General features: G+C 68.5%; 22 protein-coding genes. 10 read left to right on the forward strand and 12 right to left on the reverse strand.

Annotated elements, in window-relative coordinates; all coding sequences use genetic code 11:
* Window positions 1-69: 69 nt before the first annotated feature.
* On the reverse strand, window positions 70-1,029 hold the full coding sequence (locus ACU6XJ_RS26290) for a dienelactone hydrolase family protein (protein WP_476317213.1): 960 nt from the start codon (window positions 1,027-1,029) through the stop codon (window positions 70-72).
* A gap of 415 nt (window positions 1,030-1,444) precedes the next feature.
* Between ACU6XJ_RS26290 and ACU6XJ_RS26295 the strand changes: the two genes are divergently transcribed.
* From ACU6XJ_RS26295 to ACU6XJ_RS26325, 7 genes are all read left to right on the forward strand, one after another.
* The gene (locus ACU6XJ_RS26295) at window positions 1,445-2,614 is read left to right on the forward strand and encodes a PucR family transcriptional regulator (protein ID WP_476317215.1); all 1,170 of its coding nucleotides are present in this window, start codon (window positions 1,445-1,447) and stop codon (window positions 2,612-2,614) included.
* Between the two features lie 109 nt (window positions 2,615-2,723).
* Window positions 2,724-3,368, forward strand: coding sequence for a class I SAM-dependent methyltransferase (locus ACU6XJ_RS26300; protein ID WP_476317218.1), 645 nt, complete (start codon window positions 2,724-2,726; stop codon window positions 3,366-3,368).
* A gap of 187 nt (window positions 3,369-3,555) precedes the next feature.
* A complete protein-coding gene (locus ACU6XJ_RS26305; protein WP_476318645.1) occupies window positions 3,556-4,368 on the forward strand; it encodes an esterase/lipase family protein in 813 nt (270 codons plus the stop codon).
* A 20-nt stretch (window positions 4,369-4,388) separates the two neighbouring features.
* On the forward strand, window positions 4,389-5,594 hold the full coding sequence (locus ACU6XJ_RS26310; RefSeq protein WP_476317221.1) for a lipase family protein: 1,206 nt from the start codon (window positions 4,389-4,391) through the stop codon (window positions 5,592-5,594).
* A 26-nt stretch (window positions 5,595-5,620) separates the two neighbouring features.
* Entirely contained in the window at window positions 5,621-7,219 is a 1,599-nt protein-coding gene (locus ACU6XJ_RS26315) for an AMP-binding protein (RefSeq protein ID WP_476317224.1), read from the forward strand.
* A 187-nt stretch (window positions 7,220-7,406) separates the two neighbouring features.
* Window positions 7,407-7,811, forward strand: coding sequence for a hypothetical protein (locus ACU6XJ_RS26320; protein WP_476317227.1), 405 nt, complete (start codon window positions 7,407-7,409; stop codon window positions 7,809-7,811).
* A 103-nt stretch (window positions 7,812-7,914) separates the two neighbouring features.
* The gene (locus ACU6XJ_RS26325) at window positions 7,915-8,658 is read left to right on the forward strand and encodes a class I SAM-dependent methyltransferase (protein WP_476317230.1); all 744 of its coding nucleotides are present in this window, start codon (window positions 7,915-7,917) and stop codon (window positions 8,656-8,658) included.
* 103 nt (window positions 8,659-8,761) lie between these two features.
* Here the strand turns inward: ACU6XJ_RS26325 and ACU6XJ_RS26330 are convergent, their stop codons facing one another.
* The 9 genes from ACU6XJ_RS26330 to ACU6XJ_RS26370 all read right to left on the reverse strand — a co-directional run bounded on the left by ACU6XJ_RS26330 (window position 8,762) and on the right by ACU6XJ_RS26370 (window position 16,631).
* The gene (locus ACU6XJ_RS26330) at window positions 8,762-10,513 is read right to left on the reverse strand and encodes a glycoside hydrolase family 35 protein (RefSeq protein ID WP_476317233.1); all 1,752 of its coding nucleotides are present in this window, start codon (window positions 10,511-10,513) and stop codon (window positions 8,762-8,764) included.
* A gap of 14 nt (window positions 10,514-10,527) precedes the next feature.
* Window positions 10,528-11,577, reverse strand: a complete 1,050-nt coding sequence (locus ACU6XJ_RS26335) for a chitinase (RefSeq protein ID WP_476317236.1) — start codon at window positions 11,575-11,577, stop codon at window positions 10,528-10,530.
* A 53-nt stretch (window positions 11,578-11,630) separates the two neighbouring features.
* Window positions 11,631-12,131 (reverse strand): general stress protein, encoded by a 501-nt coding sequence (locus tag ACU6XJ_RS26340; RefSeq protein WP_476317239.1) that lies wholly within the window; start codon window positions 12,129-12,131, stop codon window positions 11,631-11,633.
* 91 nt (window positions 12,132-12,222) lie between these two features.
* Complete coding sequence (locus ACU6XJ_RS26345) at window positions 12,223-13,203, reverse strand: serine hydrolase domain-containing protein (protein ID WP_476317242.1); 981 nt, start codon at window positions 13,201-13,203, stop codon at window positions 12,223-12,225.
* A complete protein-coding gene (locus ACU6XJ_RS26350) occupies window positions 13,200-14,123 on the reverse strand; it encodes a DUF6895 family protein (protein WP_476317245.1) in 924 nt (307 codons plus the stop codon). The genes ACU6XJ_RS26345 and ACU6XJ_RS26350 overlap by 4 nt, the downstream gene beginning before the upstream one ends.
* On the reverse strand, window positions 14,120-14,809 hold the full coding sequence (locus ACU6XJ_RS26355) for a hypothetical protein (protein WP_476317247.1): 690 nt from the start codon (window positions 14,807-14,809) through the stop codon (window positions 14,120-14,122). The genes ACU6XJ_RS26350 and ACU6XJ_RS26355 overlap by 4 nt, the downstream gene beginning before the upstream one ends.
* Before the next feature lie 35 nt (window positions 14,810-14,844).
* Window positions 14,845-15,021 carry a hypothetical protein gene (locus ACU6XJ_RS26360; RefSeq protein ID WP_476317250.1) on the reverse strand — a complete coding sequence of 59 codons (177 nt, stop codon included), beginning with the start codon at window positions 15,019-15,021 and terminating at the stop codon, window positions 14,845-14,847.
* A 121-nt stretch (window positions 15,022-15,142) separates the two neighbouring features.
* Window positions 15,143-15,751: a LysE family translocator gene (locus tag ACU6XJ_RS26365; protein WP_476317253.1), complete on the reverse strand. Its 609-nt coding sequence runs from the start codon at window positions 15,749-15,751 to the stop codon at window positions 15,143-15,145.
* 100 nt (window positions 15,752-15,851) lie between these two features.
* Entirely contained in the window at window positions 15,852-16,631 is a 780-nt protein-coding gene (locus tag ACU6XJ_RS26370) for a TetR/AcrR family transcriptional regulator (protein WP_476317256.1), read from the reverse strand.
* A gap of 75 nt (window positions 16,632-16,706) precedes the next feature.
* On the opposite strand from ACU6XJ_RS26370, the gene ACU6XJ_RS26375 reads away from it, so the two are divergent.
* Window positions 16,707-18,989, forward strand: a complete 2,283-nt coding sequence (locus tag ACU6XJ_RS26375) for an ATP-binding cassette domain-containing protein (RefSeq protein WP_476317259.1) — start codon at window positions 16,707-16,709, stop codon at window positions 18,987-18,989.
* A gap of 66 nt (window positions 18,990-19,055) precedes the next feature.
* Here the strand turns inward: ACU6XJ_RS26375 and ACU6XJ_RS26380 are convergent, their stop codons facing one another.
* Window positions 19,056-20,012, reverse strand: coding sequence for an RCC1 domain-containing protein (locus ACU6XJ_RS26380; RefSeq protein ID WP_476317262.1), 957 nt, complete (start codon window positions 20,010-20,012; stop codon window positions 19,056-19,058).
* 310 nt (window positions 20,013-20,322) lie between these two features.
* Between ACU6XJ_RS26380 and ACU6XJ_RS26385 the strand changes: the two genes are divergently transcribed.
* Together ACU6XJ_RS26385 and ACU6XJ_RS26390 are read left to right on the forward strand one after the other, a co-directional pair.
* Window positions 20,323-20,958, forward strand: coding sequence for a DUF6801 domain-containing protein (locus ACU6XJ_RS26385; RefSeq protein WP_476317265.1), 636 nt, complete (start codon window positions 20,323-20,325; stop codon window positions 20,956-20,958).
* Window positions 20,959-21,042: 84 nt separating this feature from the next.
* Window positions 21,043-22,326 carry a DUF6801 domain-containing protein gene (locus ACU6XJ_RS26390; RefSeq protein ID WP_476317268.1) on the forward strand — a complete coding sequence of 428 codons (1,284 nt, stop codon included), beginning with the start codon at window positions 21,043-21,045 and terminating at the stop codon, window positions 22,324-22,326.
* Window positions 22,327-22,351: 25 nt separating this feature from the next.
* Here the strand turns inward: ACU6XJ_RS26390 and ACU6XJ_RS26395 are convergent, their stop codons facing one another.
* Window positions 22,352-22,960, reverse strand: coding sequence for a hypothetical protein (locus tag ACU6XJ_RS26395; RefSeq protein WP_476317270.1), 609 nt, complete (start codon window positions 22,958-22,960; stop codon window positions 22,352-22,354).
* Between the last annotated feature and the right edge of the window lie 374 nt (window positions 22,961-23,334).

The raw sequence follows: 23,334 nt of genomic DNA on the forward strand, positions 1-23,334 counted from the left end.
AAAAGAGGAAAGGCCATTCCACGGCGTCGGCGCGACACGCGGCCGCAACCGCGCCCGCGGACCAGGCGGCTAAACCGCGTGGATGGGGATGTCGGCCACCGCAAGCTCGGTGACCGGAGTGCCATCGGACCAGCGGCCGAGGGAGCGGTGCTCGGGCGTGCCGTTCAGGCCGTACCGGCAATCCGCTCCGAAGTTGGCGCACGACTGGATGGCGTCCCATATCTTCCAGAACGCGTAGAAGTCATAGGCGTCGGTCTCGGACCCGTCGCCGCGCGCCCCCACCGAACCGTGCGTCGCCCGCAAAGGCGGAGTGCCGTGATCGTCACTGCGCATCAAGACGAAATCCTTGTTGCCATTGGCGATGTGAATGAATCTCGGAAATACGGTGTAGCAGCCTCGATCCGGATTCTCCGATGCGTATTCGATGCTGATGTGACAGCTCACCTTCGTGGCGGCCGGAATGCCCGCCATTGACAGGTCGAACTGATCACCGGTCTGGCCGCCGTGCGGCTCGTACAGGTACAGCGAACGCGGCACCGGGGCGCCCAGCGCCTCGTGCTGGTTGGCCAGGTTGGCGGCGATCATGCCACCGAAGGAGAACCCGAAGTAGCCGACGCGACCCAGTTGCGGCTGCACCCGGGCGGGGTCCGCCTGGAGCCAGGCTAGACCGCCTTTCACCCCCGCGTTCGCGGAATGCACCGGAAGCGGCATCACGGGCAGCGGGTCCAGAATGCCGGTCTGCCAGCGCGGATAGACGACGATATGACCCTTGCGCACGGTGTGTTCGACGAACTGGCGCATGGTCTCGTAACCCTCGAACTCGCCGTAACCATGCAGCATGATCGACACCGGCGCGGAGGCTGGTCGAGGGTCCGAGGGCTGGAAGACGAACCAGGCGCTGTTGCCGGTGCCGCCCGCCTCGACGGTGAAGCCCGCATGCGGGTAGTTCGAGCCACCGGGGCCGGTGTCGGGCTGGGCAGGCTGCGTGATCGCGACAGCGTGGGCCGCCTGCCCGGACAGGGCGATCAATATCGTGGCGAGAGTGATTACCATCCACCTCATCGGACCGAGGGGATGAAATGGACGTATCGTCATGGATGCTCTTTCGTCGCTGCCCTGTAAATCGATGATTTAAGGCGCAACGACATTCGTCAACTACATGTCGACATCCCTGACAGAACCATCGCTCCAGTTCTGTGACTGGAGTTACGGTGGACCCCGCGGGGAACGCGCCGGGGTCCACACCCACGCCCTCGGCTTTCTGGGTGGTTTCACGACGCTTTCCCTGCTATGCCCGGAGTCGCGTGTATGTAATGTCGGGCAGTCGTACCTGGTCAGGTAACGCCGACCGCAGCCGCCAGTGAGGTACGGTACCGTTCTTCACTCGCCCGTATGGGCCGCGGCGCTGGTCCGGAAGGTCGAGCCACACCCGTGGGAGGCGCCCATGCCCCGCACCACCGTTCCGGCCACGGACACGCTGGTCGCCGATCTCGTGGCCCGATTCGACTTCGAGGGAGTGGCGCGGCGCATCGTCGATGACCACCTGCCCGACATCCCCAGCTACGCCCGGATGCCGGACGGCATGCTGAGGGGCCAGGTTCTCGAAGTCATCCGGCACAACCTGGAACTGTTCGTGCGGTGCCTGCTGGATGATCGAGAGCCCACCGAGCCCGAACTCGCGGCACTGCGCGAGTCGGCGATGCAGCGCGGCCGGGAGGGCGTGCCACTGCAGGACATGCTGCACGGCTACCGCCTCGGGGCACGGGTGGCCTGGCAGTCGCTGGCCGAGCAGGCGGTCACCGACGAGCAGCGGCGGGTGCTGTTGGAGGTGGCCGACCGCATCATGAAGTACGTGGACCGCGTGTCCTCCGCGGTCGCCCAGTCCTATATGGACGAGCGCGAGCAGCTGGTGTCGGAGCGGGAACGCTGGGCGCGGGCGCTGATGGACGGCCTGCTCGACCCCGGGACCGGCGCCGACGAACTACGGCGCCTCTCGGAGAAGACCGGGCTGCGACTGGTGGACCGGTACCGCCCCTTCGTGCTTTCCCTTCCCGACGCACCGACCCGCGAGCACGCGCATCTGGCCATCGAGTTCCGCTCACGCGGCATCCTCGCGTTGACCGAGGGCAACCGGGTGGCGGGTTTGGCGCCCGCCGGTGTCGACGAGTCGAACCTGCTGCGGCCGGGCGCTGTGCTCGCCATCACCGAACCCACCGATCGCCACGGCCTGGGCGCAGGTCTGGACTGCGTGCGGCTGCGCGTCGAGACGGCCCGGCGGATGGGCCGCAGAGGTGTCATCGGCGAGGGCGACCTGCTGCCCGAGTTGCTGCTCAGCCGCTCCCCCAAGTTGGCGGCGGATCTGCGCAGCAGGGTGCTCGGCCCGCTGGAGGAGTACGCCCAGCGCCGCTCCCCCGAGCTTCTGCAAACCCTGGCGGTCTTCGTCGACTGCGGCCTGGACCGCCGCGACACCGCGGCCAAGCTGTCGGTGCACGCCAACACCCTCGACTACCGCCTGCGCCGCATCGAACAACTCACCGGCCTGCGCTTGGGCGACCCCGACGACCTCACCATGACCGTCCTGGCGCTGAAGCAACGCAGGCTCACCCAGCCGTAGATCGTGATCACGCCGCGAGCTGAACGATCTCGTTGCGGGCCAATGGGATCAGCCCGACGGGTTTTTCAATCTCCTCACCCTGAGGCTCGGCCGTGCATAGGATGCCTTCGTGCAGCAGCCTTCCGATCTTGAGACGGTCCGCGAGTCCTACGACCGGTGCGCCGATGCCTATGTGGAGCTCTGCGTTGGCCGGTTGGAGGCGGAGCCGTGGCTACGGGCCATGCTCGCCGCGTTCGCCGAGTCCGTCCGCGGGCTCGGCCCGGTCTTGGACGTCGGCTGCGGACCCGGCATCGTCACCGCGCACCTCACCGAGCTAGGCCTGGATGCCTCGGGCGTCGACCTGTCGCCGCGGATGGTCGAGCACGCCCGCAGGCAGTACCCGGACCTGCGGTTCTCCGTGGCCTCGGCGACCGAACTCGACCTCGCGCCCGCCTCGCTCGGCGGCGTGCTCGGCTGGTGGTCGCTGTTCAACCTCCCGAGGGAGGCACTGCCCGGCGTGCTGAAAACCTTCGCCGAGGCGCTCGTCCCCGGCGGTCAGGCGCTGATCGGCACGCACGTCGGCGACGGCGACGTCCCGCGCACCCAGGGGTACGGCGGCTTGCCGGTGTCCTGGACGACCCACCTGTACCGCCCCGAGCAGTTGGCCGGGATGCTGGTCGAGGCTGGCCTCGAGGCGGTCGCCGAGTTGCGGCTGCCCGCGCAGCCGCCGTCGATGCGCCCGCAGGTCGTGCTCGCCGCGCGGCGCCCGGCCTGACCCGCACGCGCGACCTTGGCAAGCGGTAGTGGGCTTCCGCGCGGTTAGGCACACTCGGCCGGACTTGTGACGAACCACGAGGAAACGACGCCGAAATACCGATAGGACCCGATGCGATCCGGGTCACAGCTCCATCAGGATGACTTTCACCCTTTCTGAGCGGTAACAAGTGGTGAAAGGCGTGTTCATGGTTTCGCGTCTTCGAGTGTTTCTCCTGGCTGGCGCGGTTTTGGTGTCGACCGCCGTGCCTGCGGCCGCGGATGATCCGGTCGCCGAGGCGAAGGCGTTGGCCGGGAGTGTGCAGGGGGCGAATGACTGGGATTGCGCGCCGACGGCGGAGCATCCCGAGCCTGTTGTGCTTGTGCACGGCACTTTTGCCAGTTCCGCGGAGAACTGGGCGGCGCTCGCGCCTCGCCTGACCGAGGCGGGCTACTGCGTGTTCGCGCTGGACTACGGCAATCGCGGCACCGCGCTCATGGAGACGTCGGCGGCGCAGCTCAAGACGTTCGTGACGGGGGTGCTCGCCGCCACCGGTGCGGGCAAGGCCGACCTCGTGGGGCACAGCCAGGGCGGTCTGATGCCCCGCCACTACCTGCGTTTCCTCGGTGGCACCGGGCAGATCGACGAACTCGTCGCCCTCGGCGCGCCGCACTCGGGCACCACCGGGGCGCCCTCGTTCGCCGGGGGTGTGGTCGCCCAGTTCGCGCCGGGGTCAGAGTTCATCACGCGCGTGAACGAGGGCGGCATGGTGGACGGCGACGTCTCCTACACCAACATCATCAGCCGCTACGACCAGGCAGTGACGCCGTACACGACGGGGCGCATGGCCGGTCCGGCCGACCGCGTCACCAACGTGACTCTCCAGGACGCCTGCCCGCTGCTGCTGGTCGGGCACGGGCTCCTCGCCGTCGACCCCGTCACCTGGCAATGGGTGCGCGACGCGCTTGACCGCCGAGGTCCGGCGGACCCCACGCTTCGACCCTCCTGTCGACCCCTGTAACGAAAGGCAGTCCCTTGCGCGTGCCAACCCGAATCCGTCCCCTAGCCGCAGCGGTGCTCGCGGCGGCGGTCGCCGCGGTGACGCTGTCCGCATCGCAGCCCGCGATCGGCGCCGCCGAGACGATCCCGGTACCCGACAAGGACCCGTTCTACGCCCAGCCCAGCCCGTTTCCCGAGGTGGCGCCGGGGGCCGTGCTGCGGTCCCGGCCGGTGACCGTCACCGGGCTTGGCCTGCCGATCCCGGTGAAGTCCTGGCAGATCCTCTACGCGTCCAGGGACGCCAAGGGCAAGCCGGTCGCGGACGCGGCCACCGTCCTGGTGCCCGGCACCCCGTACCAGGGTGGGCCGCGTCCCCTGCTGTCGTACCAGACGGCCGAGGACAGCCTGGCAACGCACTGCGCGCCGTCGTACAAGTTGCGGATCGGCACCGAGCCGGAACTGGCGCTGATGAGCCCCGCGTTGCTCAAGGGCTGGGCGGTGGTGGTTCCGGACTACGAGGGACCGCAGTCCCAGTACGGCGCGGGCGTCAAGTCCGGTCGGTCCGTGCTCGACAGCATCCGCGCCACCTTGCGCTTCGGCGAGGCGGGCTTGGACGCGAAGGCACCGGTGGGTCTGATGGGCTACTCAGGCGGTGCCCTCGCCACCGGCTGGGCGGCTGAACTCCAGCCCGGCTACGCCCCCGACCTCACCCTGACAGCTGTCGCCGAGGGCGGCACGCCCGCCGACCCGGAGGCCGCGTTCCGGCGCATGGACGGCACCGCCGCGTCGGGCCTGGCGCTGGCCGCCGCGGTCGGCGTGTCCAGGGCGTATCCGGAAATGAACCTCGAAGGCGTGCTCAACGCCCGGGGCAAGGACGCCATCGCCAGGATCGGGAACATGTGCGTCGGTGAGGCGGCGGCGAGTTTCGCCTTCACGAAGCTCAGCGACATCAGCACCGTGCCGGACCCGTTGGGGCTGCCCCACATCCAGAAGATCCTGGCGGCCAACACGATGGGCAAGCACGCGCCCAAGGCCTCGATCTACAACTACCACTCGGTCTTTGACCAGCTCATCCCGGTGGCGGGCGCGGACAAGCTCGTGGCCGGCTACTGCGCCGCGGGAGTGAAGGTCACCAAGTACCGCGATGTGCTCAGCGAGCACGGCGTCCTGGCCGTCACCGGCGCCCCCGCCGCGATCGGCTTCCTGGAGGCCCGGTTCGCGGGCCGGAACGTGCCCACCACCTGCTGATCACCCACACGAAAGAAGGAGGCGCCGTGCCGGGCAGGCTCATGGTCGAATTGCACGCGTTGGCCACCGTCACCAAAGCGGGACTGCTCGGCCCTGCCTCGCCGGGCAGGCTGCTGGCGATGCTCCGCGCGTTGAAGGCCTACGGCACGCTCGGCGGCGCGATCACGGTCGCCGCGCTGCGGCACGGCAACCGGCCAGGCCTGGTCGACGAACTGGGCACGCTCGGTTTCGAGGACCTGGACCGCCGCTCCAACGCGCTCGCCAACGCCTGGCGGGCCAAGGGCATCGCCGAGGGAACCGCGGTGGGCATCCTGTGCCGCAACCACCGCGGGCTCCTCGACGCGTTGTTCGCCACCGCGAAGCTGGGCACCCGGGCGTTGTTCCTCAACACCGACTTCGCCGGCCCGCAGGCGGAGGAGGTGTGTGCCCGCGAGGGCGTTGAGGTGCTGGTGTACGACGAGGAGTTCGCCTCGGTCGTGGCAGGCGTGGACGCTCCCAAGGGCAGGTTCGTGGCGTGGTCGGACAACCCGCGGGCGTCCACTCTGGAGTTCCTGGTCAACGGCGGCGACCCCGCTCCCCCGCCCGCGCCTGCCCGTCCGGGTGCGCTGGTGGTGCTCACCAGCGGCACCACCGGCACACCCAAGGGAGCCCAGCGCAGTCAGCCGCGAGGGCTGGCCATTCCCGGCGCGGTGCTGTCGAAGATCCCGTTCCGGTCCCGCCAGTCCACCTACATCGCGCCGCCGATCTTCCACGGTCTGGGCCTGCTCACCACGAGCATCAGCATGGCGCTGGGCAGCACGGTGATCACGCGCAGGCGGTTCGACCCCGGACAGGTGCTCGCGGACCTCGCCGAACACCGCTGCACCGGCTTGGTCGTCGTGCCGATCATGCTCAAGCGCCTCCTCGACACGGGCGCAGCGGGCCACGACCTGTCGGCGCTGCGCATCATCACCACCGGCGGCGCCCAGCTTGGCGGCGCGCTGGCCGAGCAGGCCATGGACGCCTTCGGCGACGTCGTCTACAACCTGTACGGCTCCACCGAGGCCGCCTACGCCACCATCGCCACTCCGGAGGACCTGCGCGTCGAGCCCGCCTGCGTCGGCCGCCCGCCGTTCGGCACGGTGGTGGACATCCTCGACAACGACGGCTCCCCGGTACCCGCCGGCACCACCGGGCGGGTGTTCGTCGGGAATCCCAGCCAGTTCACCGGCTACACGGGCGGCGGCACCAAGCAGATCATCCGCGGCCGCATGTCCACCGGCGACGTCGGCCATGTCGACGCCGCGGGCAGGCTGTTCATCGACGGCCGGGACGACGACATGATCGTCTCCGGTGGTGAGAACGTCTTCCCCGGTGAGGTCGCCGACCTGCTCGCGGCGCACTCGGCCATCGCCGATGTCGCGGTGATCGGCGTCCCCGACGACGACTTCGGTCAAGCGTTGCGTGCCTTCGTGGTCCGCAAGGAGGGCCGCGACCTCAGTGCCGACGCGGTGCGGCAATACGTCAAGGACAACCTCGCCAGGTTCAAGGTGCCGCGCACAGTGGTGTTCCTGGACGCGCTCCCCCGCAACCCGTCGGGGAAGGTCCGGGTCCGCAAACTCGCGGCAGCCGATCCCGCGGGGTAGCGCCGCAATTCGTACTGCCCCGTTCGGGCGCACGACTGTCGAAAATGTTGTTGTGCGGTACAGCAGACATGCTGTGGGTCATCAACCGCCCGGCATGGCCTACCGGATGGGCGTAGCGGCTGACACGGTGGAGGGGGTGTTGTCAATTCGGCAACGAAGATCCACTCTTGGCCAATACCGTGGCGCGATGCATTCCAATCGGCCGGTTATGCGGCTGGATCTGGACGATCTCCTCAACGAGATCTACTTGCGTGGCTGGACGATTCACGTTTTCGGGTCTAAGGAAGCCCCGAAGCTGGTCGCAGCCGTGGTGAACAGGACGGGGTGCGCCGATGTGCTTATTCTCCGTGGGCCCGAGGACTCGTCGGGCTACCGTGTTCTGTTGACGCCACAAACGAATGTGTTCGCACCGACCTGGGTGCTCTGGAAGTACCACGGTCCGCCGCAATGGACCCTTCGGATGATTCTCACCCTCGATCCACCGGGACATCCGAATGCACCGCGGACCCCGATCGTTGCCGACGCGTCGTGCGGGTTCCCGGACGTGTTGGGCAAGCCCCTCATCATCCGCCCTCCGGCAACTGGGCCGTAACAGTCAACGGCGGCGGGCCGATAGCTCGCCGCCGTTATCGCGTCGACCAATTCCACCGCTCACTCCGAGAATTTCGGTTGACCGCCCGGTGATCATTGGCGGCGTGGACTGGGTAAAGCCTTTCTTCGACACCGTCGTCCCCTGGTGGGGCCACCTCGAACCACAGGACACCGACCGCGGACGGGCGGCCGACATCGAGCGGCTGGCCGGACCCGGCCCGAAACGGGTGCTCGAACTGGGTGCGGGCGACGGCGGCACCGCCGCCGCGACCGCCGACCTCGGCCACCACGTCACCGCAATCGAACTGAGCTCCGCCCGCGCCGAGGCGGCCCGCCGCCACACCGAAGCCCGCGACCTCACCGTCGTCGAAGGCGACTTCTACCTCGCCGACGTCGGCACCGGCTTCGACTGCGTCACCTACTGGAACGGCTTCGGCATCGGGACCGACGCCGACCAGCGCCGCCTGCTGCGCCGCGTCCGCGACACCTGGCTCACCCCAACCGGCTGCATGATCCTCGACGTGTTCAGCCCATTCAAATGGGCCAGGGTCGCAGGCGAGTTGGAACACGGCCGGTACAACGTCGACCTGGCCAACTTCAACGACTACGACCCGGTGGCCAATCGCTTCCTCGACCGCTGGTGGCCGATCGGCGAGGAGTCCAGGGCCTTGGAGCAGTTCGCCCGCTGCTACACCCCGGCCGATCTGCTCCTGCTGCTGGAAGGCACTGGGCTGCGCGCCGAGCGGATGGAACGCGACGGCGAACAGCTGGATTTCCACCGCCGCTACGGCAGCACGGACAAGTTGTGGGACGCCTGGGAATACCGCGTCCTGCTGGTGCCGGACTAGGCCGAGTCCAGGAGTCCGGGCAGCACCCGGCGCAGAACGGCAGGCCGTGGGCGTGCCGCTGATCAGGGCACGCACTCCCGGTCAACCGAACGACACCGAACATTCAGCCCAGCTCGGGTTCGTCGACCACCGCGATCGAGCGCGCCGTGCCGGGATGCAGTTCCAACACGACCACCTCGTTCTCGCCAACGCGCAGCACCGGGCGCGGCAGGTAGAGCGTGCGCTGCGGGCCGATCCGCCAGAAGCGGCCGAGGCAGAACCCGTTCACCCACACCACGCCCTTGTGCCAGCTCTCAAGGGACAGGAACGCATCCGCGGGTTTCTCGACGTGCAGGGTGCCGCCAAAGAACGCGGGTCCGTAGCCGCGCGGACCGCGCTCCCAGGGCAGGTCTGGTAGCTCGGTCAGCGGCAGGCCGATGGTCTCCCAGCCGTGGACGTACTGCCGTTCGTGCAGCACGCCGCCGAGGACGCCTTTGCGTTCGCCAAGCTGAGGGCCGTAGTTGATTCGGCCCATCGCCTCCACCAGCAGTTCGACCCTGGTGCCTTCGGGTAGGGCGGCGATCTCGACGGACTCCTCGCTCAGCTCGTCCTCGATGCCCGCGCGGGAGAACACGGCTTCCTCCACGCCGTCCACCCAGAGCTGCGCCCGGTCCCGAACCTCACGGGCGCGCAGCGGTGCGGGCGGGCGGGGGCCGGACAGCACGGCGCGGTGCAGCAGCAGCCCTTGGTGCTGGCCAAGCTCCTCGAAGGACGGCAGGTGTCCGGTGTGGACGTGCTGGGCGCCCAGCACGTCGAGCACGTCGAACAGACGCAGGGCCTTGGGCAGCGGGACCTCTCCCGCAGGCAGCAGTGGCTTCGACTCGGGGATCGGCGGCAGGTCGGTGTAGCGCTGGAGGACTTCACGGTAGGCGTGGAACTTCGGGGTTGGCCTGCCCGCCTCGTCGATGGGCGCGTCGTAGTCGTAGGAGGTGACGGTCGGGCTGTAGGCGCCGTCGTGCAGTTCGCCCGCGGCGTTGGCGCCCGCCCAGAAGCCGAAGTTGGTGCCGCCGTGGGCCATGTAGAGGTTCACCGAGGCGCCCATGCCGAGGATCTCCTCCAACGCCTTCGCGGCGTCGGCGGGATCGCGGGTGATGTGGCTGCTGCCCCAGTGGTCGAACCAGCCGTTCCAGAACTCCATGCAGAACAGCGGGTCGTCCGGGCGGTGTTTGCGCAGCTCGGCGAACTGTTCCTCGGCGCCGCTGCCGAAGTTGGCGGTGGCCAGCACGCCGGGTACGCAGCCGCCGGTGAGGAACACCGCGGTCGCGCCGTCGGAGGTGAACAGCGGGACGTCGATGCCGCGGCGGACGAGCCCGTCCCGCAGGTGTCCCAGGTAGGCGGCGTCGCTGCCGTAGGAGCCGTACTCGTTCTCCACCTGGACCATCGTGACGTTGCCGCCGCGGCTGCTCTGGTGCTCGGCGATGCGCGGGATCAGCACGTCGAACCAGCGGTCCACCGCCGCCAGGTACGCCGGGTGCGTGCACCGCAGCGGCACGTCCAGCCAATGTGGGAGACCGCCGTTCTCCCACTCCGCGCAGATGTAGGGGCCGGGTCGCACGATCGCGTCGAGCCCGGCTTCGGCGGCCAGCCGCAGGAAGCGGTCCAGGTCGCCGAAGCCGTCGAAGGTGTACTCCCCCGGGCTGGGCTCGTGCAGGTTCCAGGGGACGTAGGTCTCGACCGTGTTCAGCCCCATGGCGCGGAGCATGGCCAGCCGCTCGCCCCACTGCCCGGGATGCACCCGGAAGTAATGCAGCGCGCCGGACAGGATGCGGTGCGGACGGCCGTCACGGGTAAAGCCGTCGGCGCTGAACTCGATCATGGTGCCTTTCGGGTTTAACGGCCCTGCAGTGATTTCACGTTGTCACCGAAGGTCCAGTTCTTGGAGCCGTCCCAGTTGATGGACCAGGTCATGAGGCCCTTCAGCCCGCCCCGGTAGTGGTTCCAGGCCTGGGCCACCGTGGATGGTGGCATGTGACCGCCGCCCGCTCCAGGCTGCGCGGGCAATCCGGGTGCCTGCTTGTCGTAGGGCACCCGGATCGTGGTGCCCTGGACCACCAAGCCCTTGTTCAGGCAGTCGGTCTGCGCGGTGAAGCCCTGCACCGTGCCCGCCTGGTAGGAGTCGCCCGCACAGCCGTACATGCTGCCGTTGTAGTACTGCATGTTCAGCCACCACAGCCTGCCGTTGTCGGCGTACTTCTTGACGATCGGCAGGTAGGCGCCCCAGATCGAGCCGTAGGTGACGCTGCCACCGGTGACGTACGCGGTTTCCGGCGCCATGGTGAGCCCGAAGTTGCTCGGCATCGCGGCGAGCACGCCGTCGATGATCCGGATCAGGTTGGCCTGCGACGGCGAGTTTTGGTTGATGTTCCCGCCGCTGGTCAGGCCGGTTTCGATGTCGACGTCGAGGCCGTCGAAGTTGTACTTCTTCAGGATCGGCACGATGGTGGCGACGAACCGGTCGGCGACCGCGGTCGAGCTCAGGTCCATACCGGCGGCAGCGCCGCCGATGGACATCAGGATCGTCGCGCCATCGGCCTTGGCCTGGCACATCTCGGCCGGGGTCGCGACCTTGACGTCTTTGTCCATGCCGTCCTCCCACAGCGCTGTGCCGTCGGAGAGGATCACCGGGAAGGCCGCGTTGATCACGTTGTAGCCGTGCTGGCGGATCCTCGGATCGGTGATGGGGGTCCAGCCGAACGGCGGGTGCACGCCGTTGGCGGCGCCGTCCCAGTTCTCCCAATAGCCTTGGAGCACCTTGCCCGCCGGTTTCGACTTCACCGGACAGGTGTCCGCCTGCGCGGCGGGCGGGTCTGCTTGGGCGGCGGGGGTGGTCAGGGTCAGGGCCAGCAAGATCGCCACGAGCGCAGGGATGCGGGCAGCCATCGTCGGCCTCCTTCGCAGGGTTCGCGTGAAGGGCAGGCGGCGGCCTTCCTGCTTTATCTCATCTTCGGCAGGCCAGGGCAACCAGCGGCGAGCAGCTCACGTCCCAGTTCCGCGTTGGCCGGCGAGCACAGCAGTTCGTAGCGGCTCGCCACGACCCGGCCCGCGGGCGGGACGTCGTTCAGGCCGCTGAGGCAGCCCCAGCCGACCGCGACGAGGAGCGCGCCGAAGGCCGCGCCCGTCAGCAGACCCGTCACGATCACCGGCAGCGCGGGGCCGCGAACGGCGAACATCGTCAGCAGCAGACCGAAGAGCAGTCCGAACCAGCCACCGGCCACCCCGCCCAGCGCCGTCACTCGGCCCACGGTGAGCCGAGCGCCGACCCGGTCGACGATCACCGGGTCCACCCCCAGGATGGTCACGTCGTGCACGGGGAAGCCCTGCTCGGCGAGGTGGTCCAGGGCGCGCTGGGCATCGAGGTGGCGGGAGTAGGAGCCGATCGACCGATCAACGGGTCGAGCGGTGGGCTCCGCGGGTGCGAGCAGAGCCATGGTCATGTCGATCACCTCCGGGGGTCGGAAGACGGTTTTCGCGGGCTCCATCGAGACGACGAACCCGCGCGTTAACGAGTTCCCGCAATCGACTCACCTATCGGGTGATCAGCGCCTTCAGCACGTCGTAGGTGGGCTGGATGATGCTGTGGCGGAGGGTGGGCCGGACGTTCGCGAGCACCGCAAGGGCGGTCCCGGTGCCGGGGCAGAACCCGACGAACGCGGTGAAGCCGGTGGTGGCCCCGCCGTGGAAGTACACGTCGTGACCGCCAAGCGGGCGCACGTTCCACACCAGGGCCATGCGGTCGCCGTCCGCCTCGCAGCGGGGGCGGCCAGCCTCCCACAACGAGGCGGCGAGGGCGGTCTCCTCGGGACGCAGCCAGGCCCGGAGGTACCTCAGAAGATCGCGAGCGCTGGACCGGAGCACGCCCGCACCGGGTAGGCCGGGGATCAGGAAGGCAGGCACGGCACGGCCCCGGCGGTGTCCGATCACCTCGCCGGGACGGGCCGACGTGTCGGTCATGCCCAGCGGAGCGCAGACCCGACCCACCACCAGGTCGTCGTAGCGCTCACCCACCGCTTCGGCGAGCAGCCTGCCCAACAGTCCGACACCGAAGTTGGAGTAACGAACACCGCTGCCGCGAGGACGGCAGCGGCGGACCGCCGACAGGAGATGCCGGTCGGTGTAGTGCGCGTAGGGATTCGTGCGCCACCGGGGCAGTGCCCGGAGGTAGAGGTTGGTAGGCAGCCTGGGCAGTCCGGCCGTGTGCGTGGCCAGTTGCACGAGGCTGATCTCCGGGCGGCAGGCAGGACGGAAGTCCGCGGGCAGGTAGCGGGTGATCGGGTCGTCCAAGGCGATCTCGCCCCGATCCGCCATCTCCGCGAGCAGCAGCGCGGTGAAGGTCTTGGTCACCGATCCGATCTCGAACGCACTGGACTCCTCGACCGGTCGGCCGCCCCGACAGGTGGTCCCGCGACAGGCGGTCGCCTCCTCCGAGCCGCTGATCGCCGCCACCGCGATCGCGGTGGCACCGGACGGAACGGACAGCAGCGGGTCCAGCCTGCCGACCAGGCTCATGGCGAGAGGCGGCCCGGATGCAGCAGCCGGGACAGCGCCAACGTGCCCGCCATGGCCGCCACCACCGTGGGATGCCGGTGGTCGTGGTACACCTCCTCCGGGTCCGCCGACAGCTCTTCCCCGTTGCGGGGCAACAGGCCGTCGGGTCGCTGGGCCTCGGCCAGCTGCTCCCAGGCCTCGGGCGAGCACACCGGCTCGGGCAGGCAGCAGTCGACGATGAGCAGCTCGCCGACCAGGTCCCATTCCCGCATCTCCAGCCAGACATCGACCCAGACCGGCAGCCAGACGCGCAGGTAGTCGCGGATCGGCGCGGGCAGCCGGTCGGGCAGGGCCGCCCAGTCGGTCAGGTGGAACACCGTGTGGGTCGCGCAGTAGGCACCCATCCAGTCGATGGCCCAGGGTTCGGGAGTGGCCCCCAGCCAGGTCGCGGCACCCAGCGCCGCCCAGTCGGTGTCCACCTCTAGCCCGGCGATGACGGCCGCGTTGGCCACCGCCAACCGCCGGTTGGGCACCACCTCGTACGCGTTGACGCTGCGCAGTTCATGCAGGTGCGCCAGCAGCCGGTCGAGCGCCTGGTTGCGGTAGCCGGTCCTGACGAAGTGCGCGTACAGCTCCAACGGGTCGGTCATCAGCGGGAACCTGAGCTGCCGCTCGTAGAACAGGTCCCCGTCCCACACCTGCTGCCAGGCGAAGGCGATCAGCTCCTCGGCCGCCCGCGTCCCTGCGGGCCCGGCGACGCCTTCGCGCAGGACCAGCGAGGCGGCCAGCACGCTCTCTCCCAGTGGCTTGTAGCCGCGGTCCGGATCGGCGAGGTCCGCGGTGGTATCCGGCGGCAACGCACCCAGTTCCCGGTGTCGGTGCAGCCAGTCGATGGCCCGGGAGGTGAGCTGATGCGCGGTGCGGGCGAGGGCGTCGGTCATCGGTCGCTCCCGGTGCACAGGTGTTGGGCGATGCCCACGTCCAGCGCCACCCGCGGGTCGCTGCCGCCCACCAGGGCGAGGTGGTCCACCAGCCGCCGCGGCTCCAACGGAAGCCTGCTGCCCTGGCTTTCCAGCAGCACCAGCCACCGCGCGCTGCCTGCGGCGATCGGGTAGTCGCGGCGCAGGGCCGCCCTGGTCGCACCGCGCGCGAGCGCGATGGCATTGTCCTGTGCCATGCGCAGGATCGGGCCGTCCAGACCCGGCAGGGCGAGCGAGGCCAACTGCGCCAGCCGCTCCGTGACCGCGCGCCAATCCGGATCGTCCGCCCACCCGGGCGGTTCGCCGGGGGAAGGCAGTTCGGCGATGGTCGCCAGCGCCCAGTCCCGCCACCGCATGACCCGGCCGGTGGTCGAGTCGTCGGCGACCGTGGGGAAGAGCGCGAGAGATTCGGCGAACAGATCGACCTCGGTGACGGTCAACGGGACCCGCCAGCGCAGATGTGGGGTCAGGGCGTCGACGCCGACCACCCGCAGGGCAGCCAGAACCGCCGTGCGGCCGCCGACCTCGGCGGGGAAGTCCGACAGCACACCGATGTCCTGCCCGCCCCGAAGGGCGAGCAGGACACGGTTGCATAGTTCGCCGACCACTCGCGCGTAATCCGCACGCACCGAGGCCGCTTCGGTCATCGTGTGCACGCCTCCTGTTATTGCCGCGAACGTGGCTACTTCGGCTTCTGCGGCGACAGGACGAGCAGCACCAGGACCCCCGCGGGCTGCGCGGGCAGCGGAGCGTCGCTGATCGGGGCTTCGTGACGCACGGACATGTCGAGCACGGCGGCTCGGTCGATTTCACCCGACCGTCCGGTCGTGACCTGTTGCACGGTGTGAGCCAGTCCCATGCGGATGCACCTCCATCGACTGGATTGCGCTTACCAGTTCAGGGTTGCCGGGCACCGGCGCGGCCAGTCGACGTGGTGACCGATCCACTCCAACGAGCGAGGGTGCGTGCCCCGAGAGGGGCTAGTCCGTCACGGCGAGGCGTGCACTGAGGGCCACGAAGGCCCCCGCGAACGTGCGGCGTAGCCAGGTGAGCACGCGGGGGCGGGTGATGACATGAGTGCGCAGGGCCGCGGCGAAGCGGCCGTAGCCGACGAACACCACGAACGTCAGCGCCATGAACACCGCGCTGAGCTCAACCATGTGCAGCAGGGCGTTAGGCTCGCCCGCGGTGACGAACTGCGGCAGGAACGCGAAGAAGAAGATGGTCAGCTTCGGGTTGAGGATGTTGATCAGGACACCGGTCGTGATGACGCGGGTGGCCGATTGCGGCGTGGTGTCCTGGTCCACGGTCAAAGCGTTTTTGTCCCGCCACGTCATCCAGGCCATGTACAGCAGGTAGGCCACACCCAGGTATTTCAGCACCTGGAAGGCCAGCGCGCTGGTGTGCAGCAGCGCGGCGAGACCGGTGATGGCCGCGACCATGTGCGGGACGATCCCCAGCGTGCAGCCGACCGCCGCGATCACGCTTGCCCGCGTGCCCCGGGCGAGGCCTGCGGCCATCGTGTAGAGCACGCCCGTGCCCGGTGTGGCGACCATGATCAGCGAGGTCACCAGAAACTCGACGCTCACGAGATCTCCCCAGTGTCGGTGCGCAGGTGCCGCTCAGGACTGTTTGTAGTCCGTCCGGCCGCCTGCCGGTAATGCCTGATCGCCGAATCGTGACCTGCTGTCAGCCCGCGGCGGACTCGATGCCGTCGAGGAGCACCTCCAGGCTCAGGTCCAGGGTGTCCCAGGCCGACTGCTCCATGTAGGAGGTGGCTGCCGGGTCGGGTTCGAAGGCGCCTTCCCGCTCCAGCTTCGTGAGCAGCGGGAAGCGCTCGCCGAAGTCCGGCGCTACTTTCTCCAACACCGCCGACCGCGAGTACCACCAGTCCTCCTCGGACATGCCGGTCTCGGCAACCGCCAGCCGAGAGTCGGCGGCCAGCTGCGCGGCCCCCCGCACCAGCTGGGTCAGCGCGCCGATGACCGTTGAGCACAGCCGCGCCGACAGGCCCGCGGCGTCCAGGATGCGGACCAGGGTCTCCATCATGGCGAACTCGTTCGGTCCCAGCACCGGGCGCGCCTGGGACACCTGGAGCACCCACGGGTGCCGCAGGTAGAAGTCCCACACGTCCGCGGCCCACACCGACACCGCCGCGCGCCAGCCTTCGCCGAGGTCGTACTCGGTGGGTAGTTCGGCCAGCGCCTGGTCGTACATGAGATCCACCAGTTCGCTCTTGCCGGGAACATAGGTGTAGAGCGCCATCGCGGTACGGCCCAGCCGTTCGCCGACCGCACGCATGGACAGGCCCGCCATGCCGTGCTTGTCGGCGATGGCCGTGGCGGTGGCCACGATCTCCTCGATGGTCAGGCCCTGGCGCGGGCCCGGTCTGGTGCCCTCGGGTTCGGCCGTCCGCCACAGCAGCGCCATCGTGCGTTCCGCATCGCCCTGGGCGGCGAACACCACCACCTTGCATCTCCTTACGCCATAAAGTAGCCTCGCGAGGCTCGTCTCTTTACGCCATAAAGTATCAGGAGAGCAAACATGGGGGAAGCATCCGCCGGTTCCGTGCGGGCCGCGGACAGTCATGACGTCATCCAGGTGCGCGGGGCCAGGGAGAACAACCTGACCGGCGTGTCGCTCGACATTCCCAAGCGCCATCTCACGGTGTTCACCGGCGTTTCCGGCTCCGGCAAGTCCTCGCTGGTGTTCGGCACGATCGCCGCCGAATCGCAGCGGCTGATCAACGAGACCTACACCGCGTTCATCCAGTCCTTCATGCCCAGCCTCGGCCGCCCCGACGTGGACTCCCTGCACAACCTGAGCGCCGCGATCGTGGTGGACCAGGAGCGGATGGGCGCCAACTCGCGGTCAACGGTGGGCACCGCGACCGACGCGCACACCATGCTGCGGATCATCTTCAGCCGCCTCGGCCAGCCGCATGCGGGCACGTCGACGGCGTTCAGCTTCAACAGCCCCGAGGGCATGTGCCCCGAATGCGAGGGCCTCGGCCGGGTCTCCGCCATCGACGTCGACGAGCTTGTCGACAAGGAGCTCTCGCTCAACGAGGGCGCCATCACCGCGCCCGGGTTCACCGTCGGCTCCTGGTACTGGCAGACGCTGGCGCACTCCGGCTTCTACGACCCGGACACCAAGCTGAAGGACTTCACCGCGCAGCAGTGGGAGGACTTCCTCCACCGGCCGCAGTGCAAGGTCAAGGTGGGCACGCACAACATCACCTACGAGGGTCTGTTGGTGAAGGTGCAGCGGCTGTTCCTGTCCAAGGACCGCGAGACCATGCAGAACCAGCTCAAGTCGTTCGTGGACCGGGCGGTCACCTTCCGGGACTGCGCGGCCTGCGGCGGAGCGCGCCTCAACCCGGCCGCGCTGGCCTCGAAGGTCAACGGGCACAACATCGCCGAGTGCTCCGCAATGCAGATCAGCGATCTGGCGGTGTGGATGCGCGGCATCTCCGACCCCTCGGTCGCACCGCTGGTCACGACCCTGAGCCACACCCTGGATTCGCTGGTGGAGATCGGCCTTGGCTACCTCAGCCTTGACCGCGAATCCGGCACCCTCTCCGGCGGGGAGGCGCAGCGGGTGAAGATGGTGCGTCACCTCGGCTCCAGCCTCACCGACGTCACCTACGTCTTCGACGAGCCGACCGTCGGCCTGCACCCGCACGACATCCAGCGCATGAACGAACTGCTGCTCCTGCTGCGGGACAAGGGCAACACCGTGCTCGTCGTCGAGCACAAGCCGGAGACCATCGAGATCGCCGACCACGTTGTCGACCTCGGCCCCGGCGCGGGTGGCAACGGCGGGCGGATCTGCTACACCGGCGACGTCGCGGGCCTGCGCCGCTCGGACTCCCTCACCGGCCGCTACCTCGACCACCGGGCAACGCTGCGGGCCAACGCCCGCGAGCACCGCGGCTACCTGCCGATCGTCGGCGCGAACACCCACAACCTCAAGGACGTCAGCGTCGACATCCCGCTGGGCGTGCTCACCGTCGTGACCGGGGTGGCCGGTTCGGGCAAAAGCTCGCTCATCCACGGCGCCCTGCCCGGCAGGCCCGGCGTGGTCGTCGCCGACCAGTCCCCCGTCCGCGGTTCCCGCCGCAGCAACCCCGCCACCTACACCGGCCTGCTGGACCCGATCCGCACCGCCTTCGCCAAGGCCAACAGCGTGAAGGCGGCGCTGTTCAGCGCGAACTCCGAGGGCGCCTGCACCAACTGCAAGGGCATCGGCCTCGTCTACACCGACCTGGCCATGATGGCGGGCGTCGCGTCGGTGTGCGAGCAGTGCGAAGGCAAGCGCTTCACCCCCGAGGTGCTGGCCTACACCCTGCGCGGCAAGAACATCAGCGAGGTGCTGGCCATGTCGGTGGCGGAGGCGAAGGAGTTCTTCACCACCGGCCCTGCCAGGGCCATCCTGGGCAGGCTGTCCGACGTCGGCCTTGGCTACCTCGGTCTGGGCCAGCCGCTGACCACGCTGTCCGGCGGTGAACGCCAGCGGCTCAAGCTCGCGATCCACATGGCGGAGAAGGCGGCCACCTATGTGCTGGACGAGCCGACCACCGGCCTGCACCTGGCCGACGTCGACCAACTCCTCACGCTGCTGGACCGGCTGGTGGACGGCGGCAACACGGTGATCGTCATCGAGCACCACCAGGCCGTGATGGCGCATGCCGACTGGATCATCGACCTCGGCCCCGGCGCGGGCCACGACGGCGGACAGGTGGTCTTCACCGGCACACCCGCCGAGCTGGTGGAGAAGGGCGACTCGCTGACCGCCCAACACCTGCGCAAGTACCTGGCCGCATAAGGCGGGGAGGGGTTCCGGTGCGGCCGCTGGGGGTCCGCACCGGAACCCCTCTCACGATCGTGGCTGCTACTTGAGCATCATGCTGCCCTGGTGGCCCGCGGAGATCGCGGTGACGCCCGAGCCTGCCTCGGGAGGCATGTTGGTGAGGGCCTTGGCCAGGCCCCAAGCGACCACCTTGCCGCCGGGGAGCAGGGCGATGCTGTGCACGCTGCCCGCGGAGATCGCGGTGGCGCCTTGGGCGGCGGCGGGCACGGTGGCCTGGTCGTCCTCGTTGTTGCCCCAACCGATCACGGTGCCGTCGCCTTTGAGCGCCAGGCTGTGCTGCCAGCCCGCGGAGATCGCGACCACGCCGGACCGCGCCGTCTCGGGCACGGTCGACTGGCCGTACTTGTTGGAGCCCCAGGCCAGGACGCGACCGTTCTTCAGCGCCAGGCTGTGGTCACCGCCCGCCGAGACCGCGCTGATCCCACTGCGGGCTTCCGGCGGCACCTCGGTCTCCAGGCCCCAGGAGACCACCGTGCCATTGGTCTTGAGCGCGAGGTTGTGGAATCCGTTGGCGGAGATCGACGCGACTCCCGATTTCGCTTCGGCGGGCACCTCGGTTTCGCCGAACATCGAACTTCCCCAGGCGATCACACCGCCGTTTCGGAGGGTGAGCAGATGGCCATATCCGGAGGCGACCGCCGTTGCGGGTATCGCGGTGGCGGGCACGGTGAGTTGTTTGTAGTAGTTGTTCCCCCAGACCACCACGCTGCCGTCGTTCTTGAGCGCGATTGTCTGGTTGAATCCGGACTGCACGGATACCACGCCCGATTTCAGTCCGAGGCGCTCCAGATCCTTGTCCAGCACGATGCGCTGGTTCCACAGCGGCTGCCCGGCCATCCACACCCGGCCCGGCCCGTCGGCGGCCGCCTGAACAGGCGCGATCTTCGCCGCCCGCACCGGTCCCGGAGCGGCCGCGGCCACCCCTACCAGCATCATCAGCCCGCCCAGGGCAGCAAAGACCGCCCGCACCTTCCGCATGCCGGGACTGTACGTCACGCTCCACCGAACCCGCCTGGAAGCGGCCGATTTTCATAGCTTGCCTACAAACCGGCGGGTTTGCGTTGCAGGGTGCCTATAACATTTTCTGATCACATTCAGCCGTTTGGACGTGGCTAAAATTGAGCCCTTGTCGGTTGCTTTACTCGGTCGTAACGTACTAGCCGGTAACCCCGGTTGCCGCGAATTCTCTTTTGTCCCGGACAATCGGACGGGACGAATTCGGTTTTACCCTGCAAACGTCAGAGTTCGTTGACCGGCTGAGGGCCTCCGGGTAATGGAGTTGATTTCATTGAAGAATCGCAGACTGTTGAGGGTCGCGGCGCGTGTCGCGGCAGTCGGACTGGTAGCCGGATTGGTCGGCGGTCTCACCACCGGCACCGCCATGGCGAAGGACATCGTCTACGAGACGAAGACCCCGCTCGCCTACACCTGCAACTACCCGCTGATCGGCGAGGGCAGCCTGTCCCTGCACGCCCGCGCCATCGGGCCCGACGAGGTCGCCGCGGGCAGCAAGAACACCATCCGCGAGCTCACGGTCAAGGCGACCGTGCCCGCAGAGGTCGCCGAGCTGATCTACAACCTGGCAGGCGTTGACAAGATCCGCGGCTTCGGCGACGCCGACATCAAGGCCACCGGCGGCACGCTGGACTCAACGCGGGCCAAGGACATCCGCATCCCCGAGCAGACCTACAGCGGGACCGGCGACTTCGTGGTGAACGCCCATCAGGACGCGGGCACCTTCATCCCGACCGCCACCGCTGGCCCGGCACCGGGGCCGCTGTCGATCGACCTGGACAACCAGTTCGTGGTGCGCGTGGACTTCCACTTCATGAACGCGACCCCGGAGTGGCAGGCGCAGGAGCCGTTCTACTGCACGCTCAATCCCGGACAGAACACCCGGTTGGGCAGCGCGACGATCGTCTGATCGCGCGCATCCCACGGCGCTCCGGCCACCCGGCCGGGGCGCCCTCGGCCTTTCACACCACCAGACGTTGAAGGGGAGGCGCCGGTGATCCGGTCCCGGTCGTTGCTGACGGTCATCGCGGTGCTGTCCGTCGGGCTGACCGGCGCGGGCTCGGCCGCACCCGGCCCTGGTCCGGTCGAACCGGACGTGGCTCCGCCGGTATCGGTGGCCAGGGTGCTGGGATTCGACTGCGTGCCGAGCGGGTCAGCCGACCGGTACCGGGTCACGGTGTCGATCTCCACCACCGCGCCCTCGTGGGTGCGCATCGGCGAGCCGGTGCGGCTCGGGGAGATCTCCACCGCCTTCACGATGCCCGCCGAACTCGCGCAGGGCAGTGCGCGGGTCGGCGGTCGGGTGGCGTTTGGCCTCGTCTCCCGCCAGGCCGAACGCACCACCGAGCTCAAGTCCGAACTCCCCCTCACCGTGGCCGACGTGCCCGCGGAGGGGCCGCTGACGGTGGCGGGCTCCGGGTCGGTCGGACCGGCCGAGACAGCCGGGGAGGGCGAGGTGCGGTTCACCGTGCTGCCGCCGGTCGTGACGTTGACGCTCCAGCAGAACGAACGCACTCCCGCGAGCGAGGTGACGCTGGCCTGCGAGCTCGCGGCGGGTGATTCACTGCTGGTGACCGTGCCGGTGATCAGCAGACAGACGACCCCGCCCACCGAACCCGAACCGCCGCAAGAACAGCCGGGGCTGCCGGAGACCTTCGCCGCGGCGCGCAACGTCATCTACTTCACCGGGCAGACCGTCACCGGCAAGTCCACGGTCGTGAAGGCGGGCGCGACGATCTCGCTCGGGCCGGGCATGGCGGCGCGACTGTCGACCGTCTTTGGCGGCGTCGGCCAGCCCAGCCCGCTGTACGCCGACGCGGCGCTGCCGAAGGCGCAGACGCCGTTCTACGGGTTCGGCTTCATGCCGACCTCCGGGACCGCCGAATTCCTGCCGCCCGGCGATCCCGGCGGCAAGATGACCGCGATCGTCGGCACCGTCAAGGTCGGCGTATTGGAGATCATGCGCACGCAGATGGTGTTGAAGCTCAGCCAGGTGCAGGTGAACGGGGTGCCGCTGGACGTCGGTCCCAACTGCCGGACCGCGGAGCCGATCAAGGTCGCGATGGCCAGCGTGAAGGGCGGAAGCTGGACCGCGACCGGCGGCGGCCCGGTCGGCACCGACCCCAAGTCTCCGAACGAGGAACTGCGCGGGTTCACCATTCCGCCGTTCACCGGCTGCGGGGTGACCGAGACGCTCGACCCGCTGCTCACCGGACTGGTGTCCGGGCCGGGAAACCAGATCGAGCTCATGTTGAAGCCGATCACCCAAGAGCGGTGACCGGCTTCAATTCACTCCGTGCGGATTACGGCTGGGTCGGCTTGCCCAGCTGGAGCGTGATGGTGTTTCCGGGACCGGAGACCTGAGAGCTCAGCAACGGCCCGAAGATCGTACAATTGGCGAAATCGGGAATTTCGTAGGATCCCGCAAGAGTGCCGCCGTTGAAAACGGTGAAACTGCCCTGGGACTTCAGGTCCATGACAACCGGCTTCTCGGTCTTGCACTCATTGCCGACCGGCACGTAGAAGATTCCGGCGACCCAGATATTGCTGAGTTCGATGTACACGGTCGAGCGGGCGTTGACCACACCCTGCGCGATGGTGCCGGTGACCGGACCGGTCGGGGTGATCGTCACCGTTGCCTTGGCCGGAATCGCTCCCATCACCTTGAACTCGGCCTGCGTCGGCGGCAGGCTGAGCGTTCCGGTCAGGTCTCCCCCGCCGGGTTTCGTCACGACCTTGGATTTCATAGTCCCAGGTCCGACCTTCATTGTGCTGTTGTTCTTCTTGATCATCGTGCTCCCGGAGACCGGGTAGGTCACGTTGATCTCGGCAGCCGATGCCGGTACGGCGGCGAGCATGCCCGCCGCCAGCATCGTCACGGTTCCCGCAATCAATTTCGATGTGCCCCGCATGGGCGTTCCTCGATTCACAGAAAACGCAGGGACGGGAAGTTACCCGCCGGTACGTTAAAACCCGCATGTCCGATCCGCAACGCGTCCGTTTGCCACCAGGGCCTGCCGGGACAGGTTTTACTAGCCAACCTACAAAGTTTTCACATTCACTTGCAGGAAGGCTTCAAAACGGTGTGGCTACCGGCGGGTACGGCATAGTTCCCCACCCGTCCTCATTGTGATTCGCACACATCCCAAGTTACCGTTCAGTTGGGAAAGTCATCCAGGTATTGATACGCCATTGGGAATAACGAATTCCGACGTGTGGCACACAAACCGGAGGTGCGGTGAGGACCGGAACGGCTCGGACGCTGGTGCACCCGGCCGCCCAGGCG

The organism is Actinorectispora metalli, assembly GCF_056323685.1.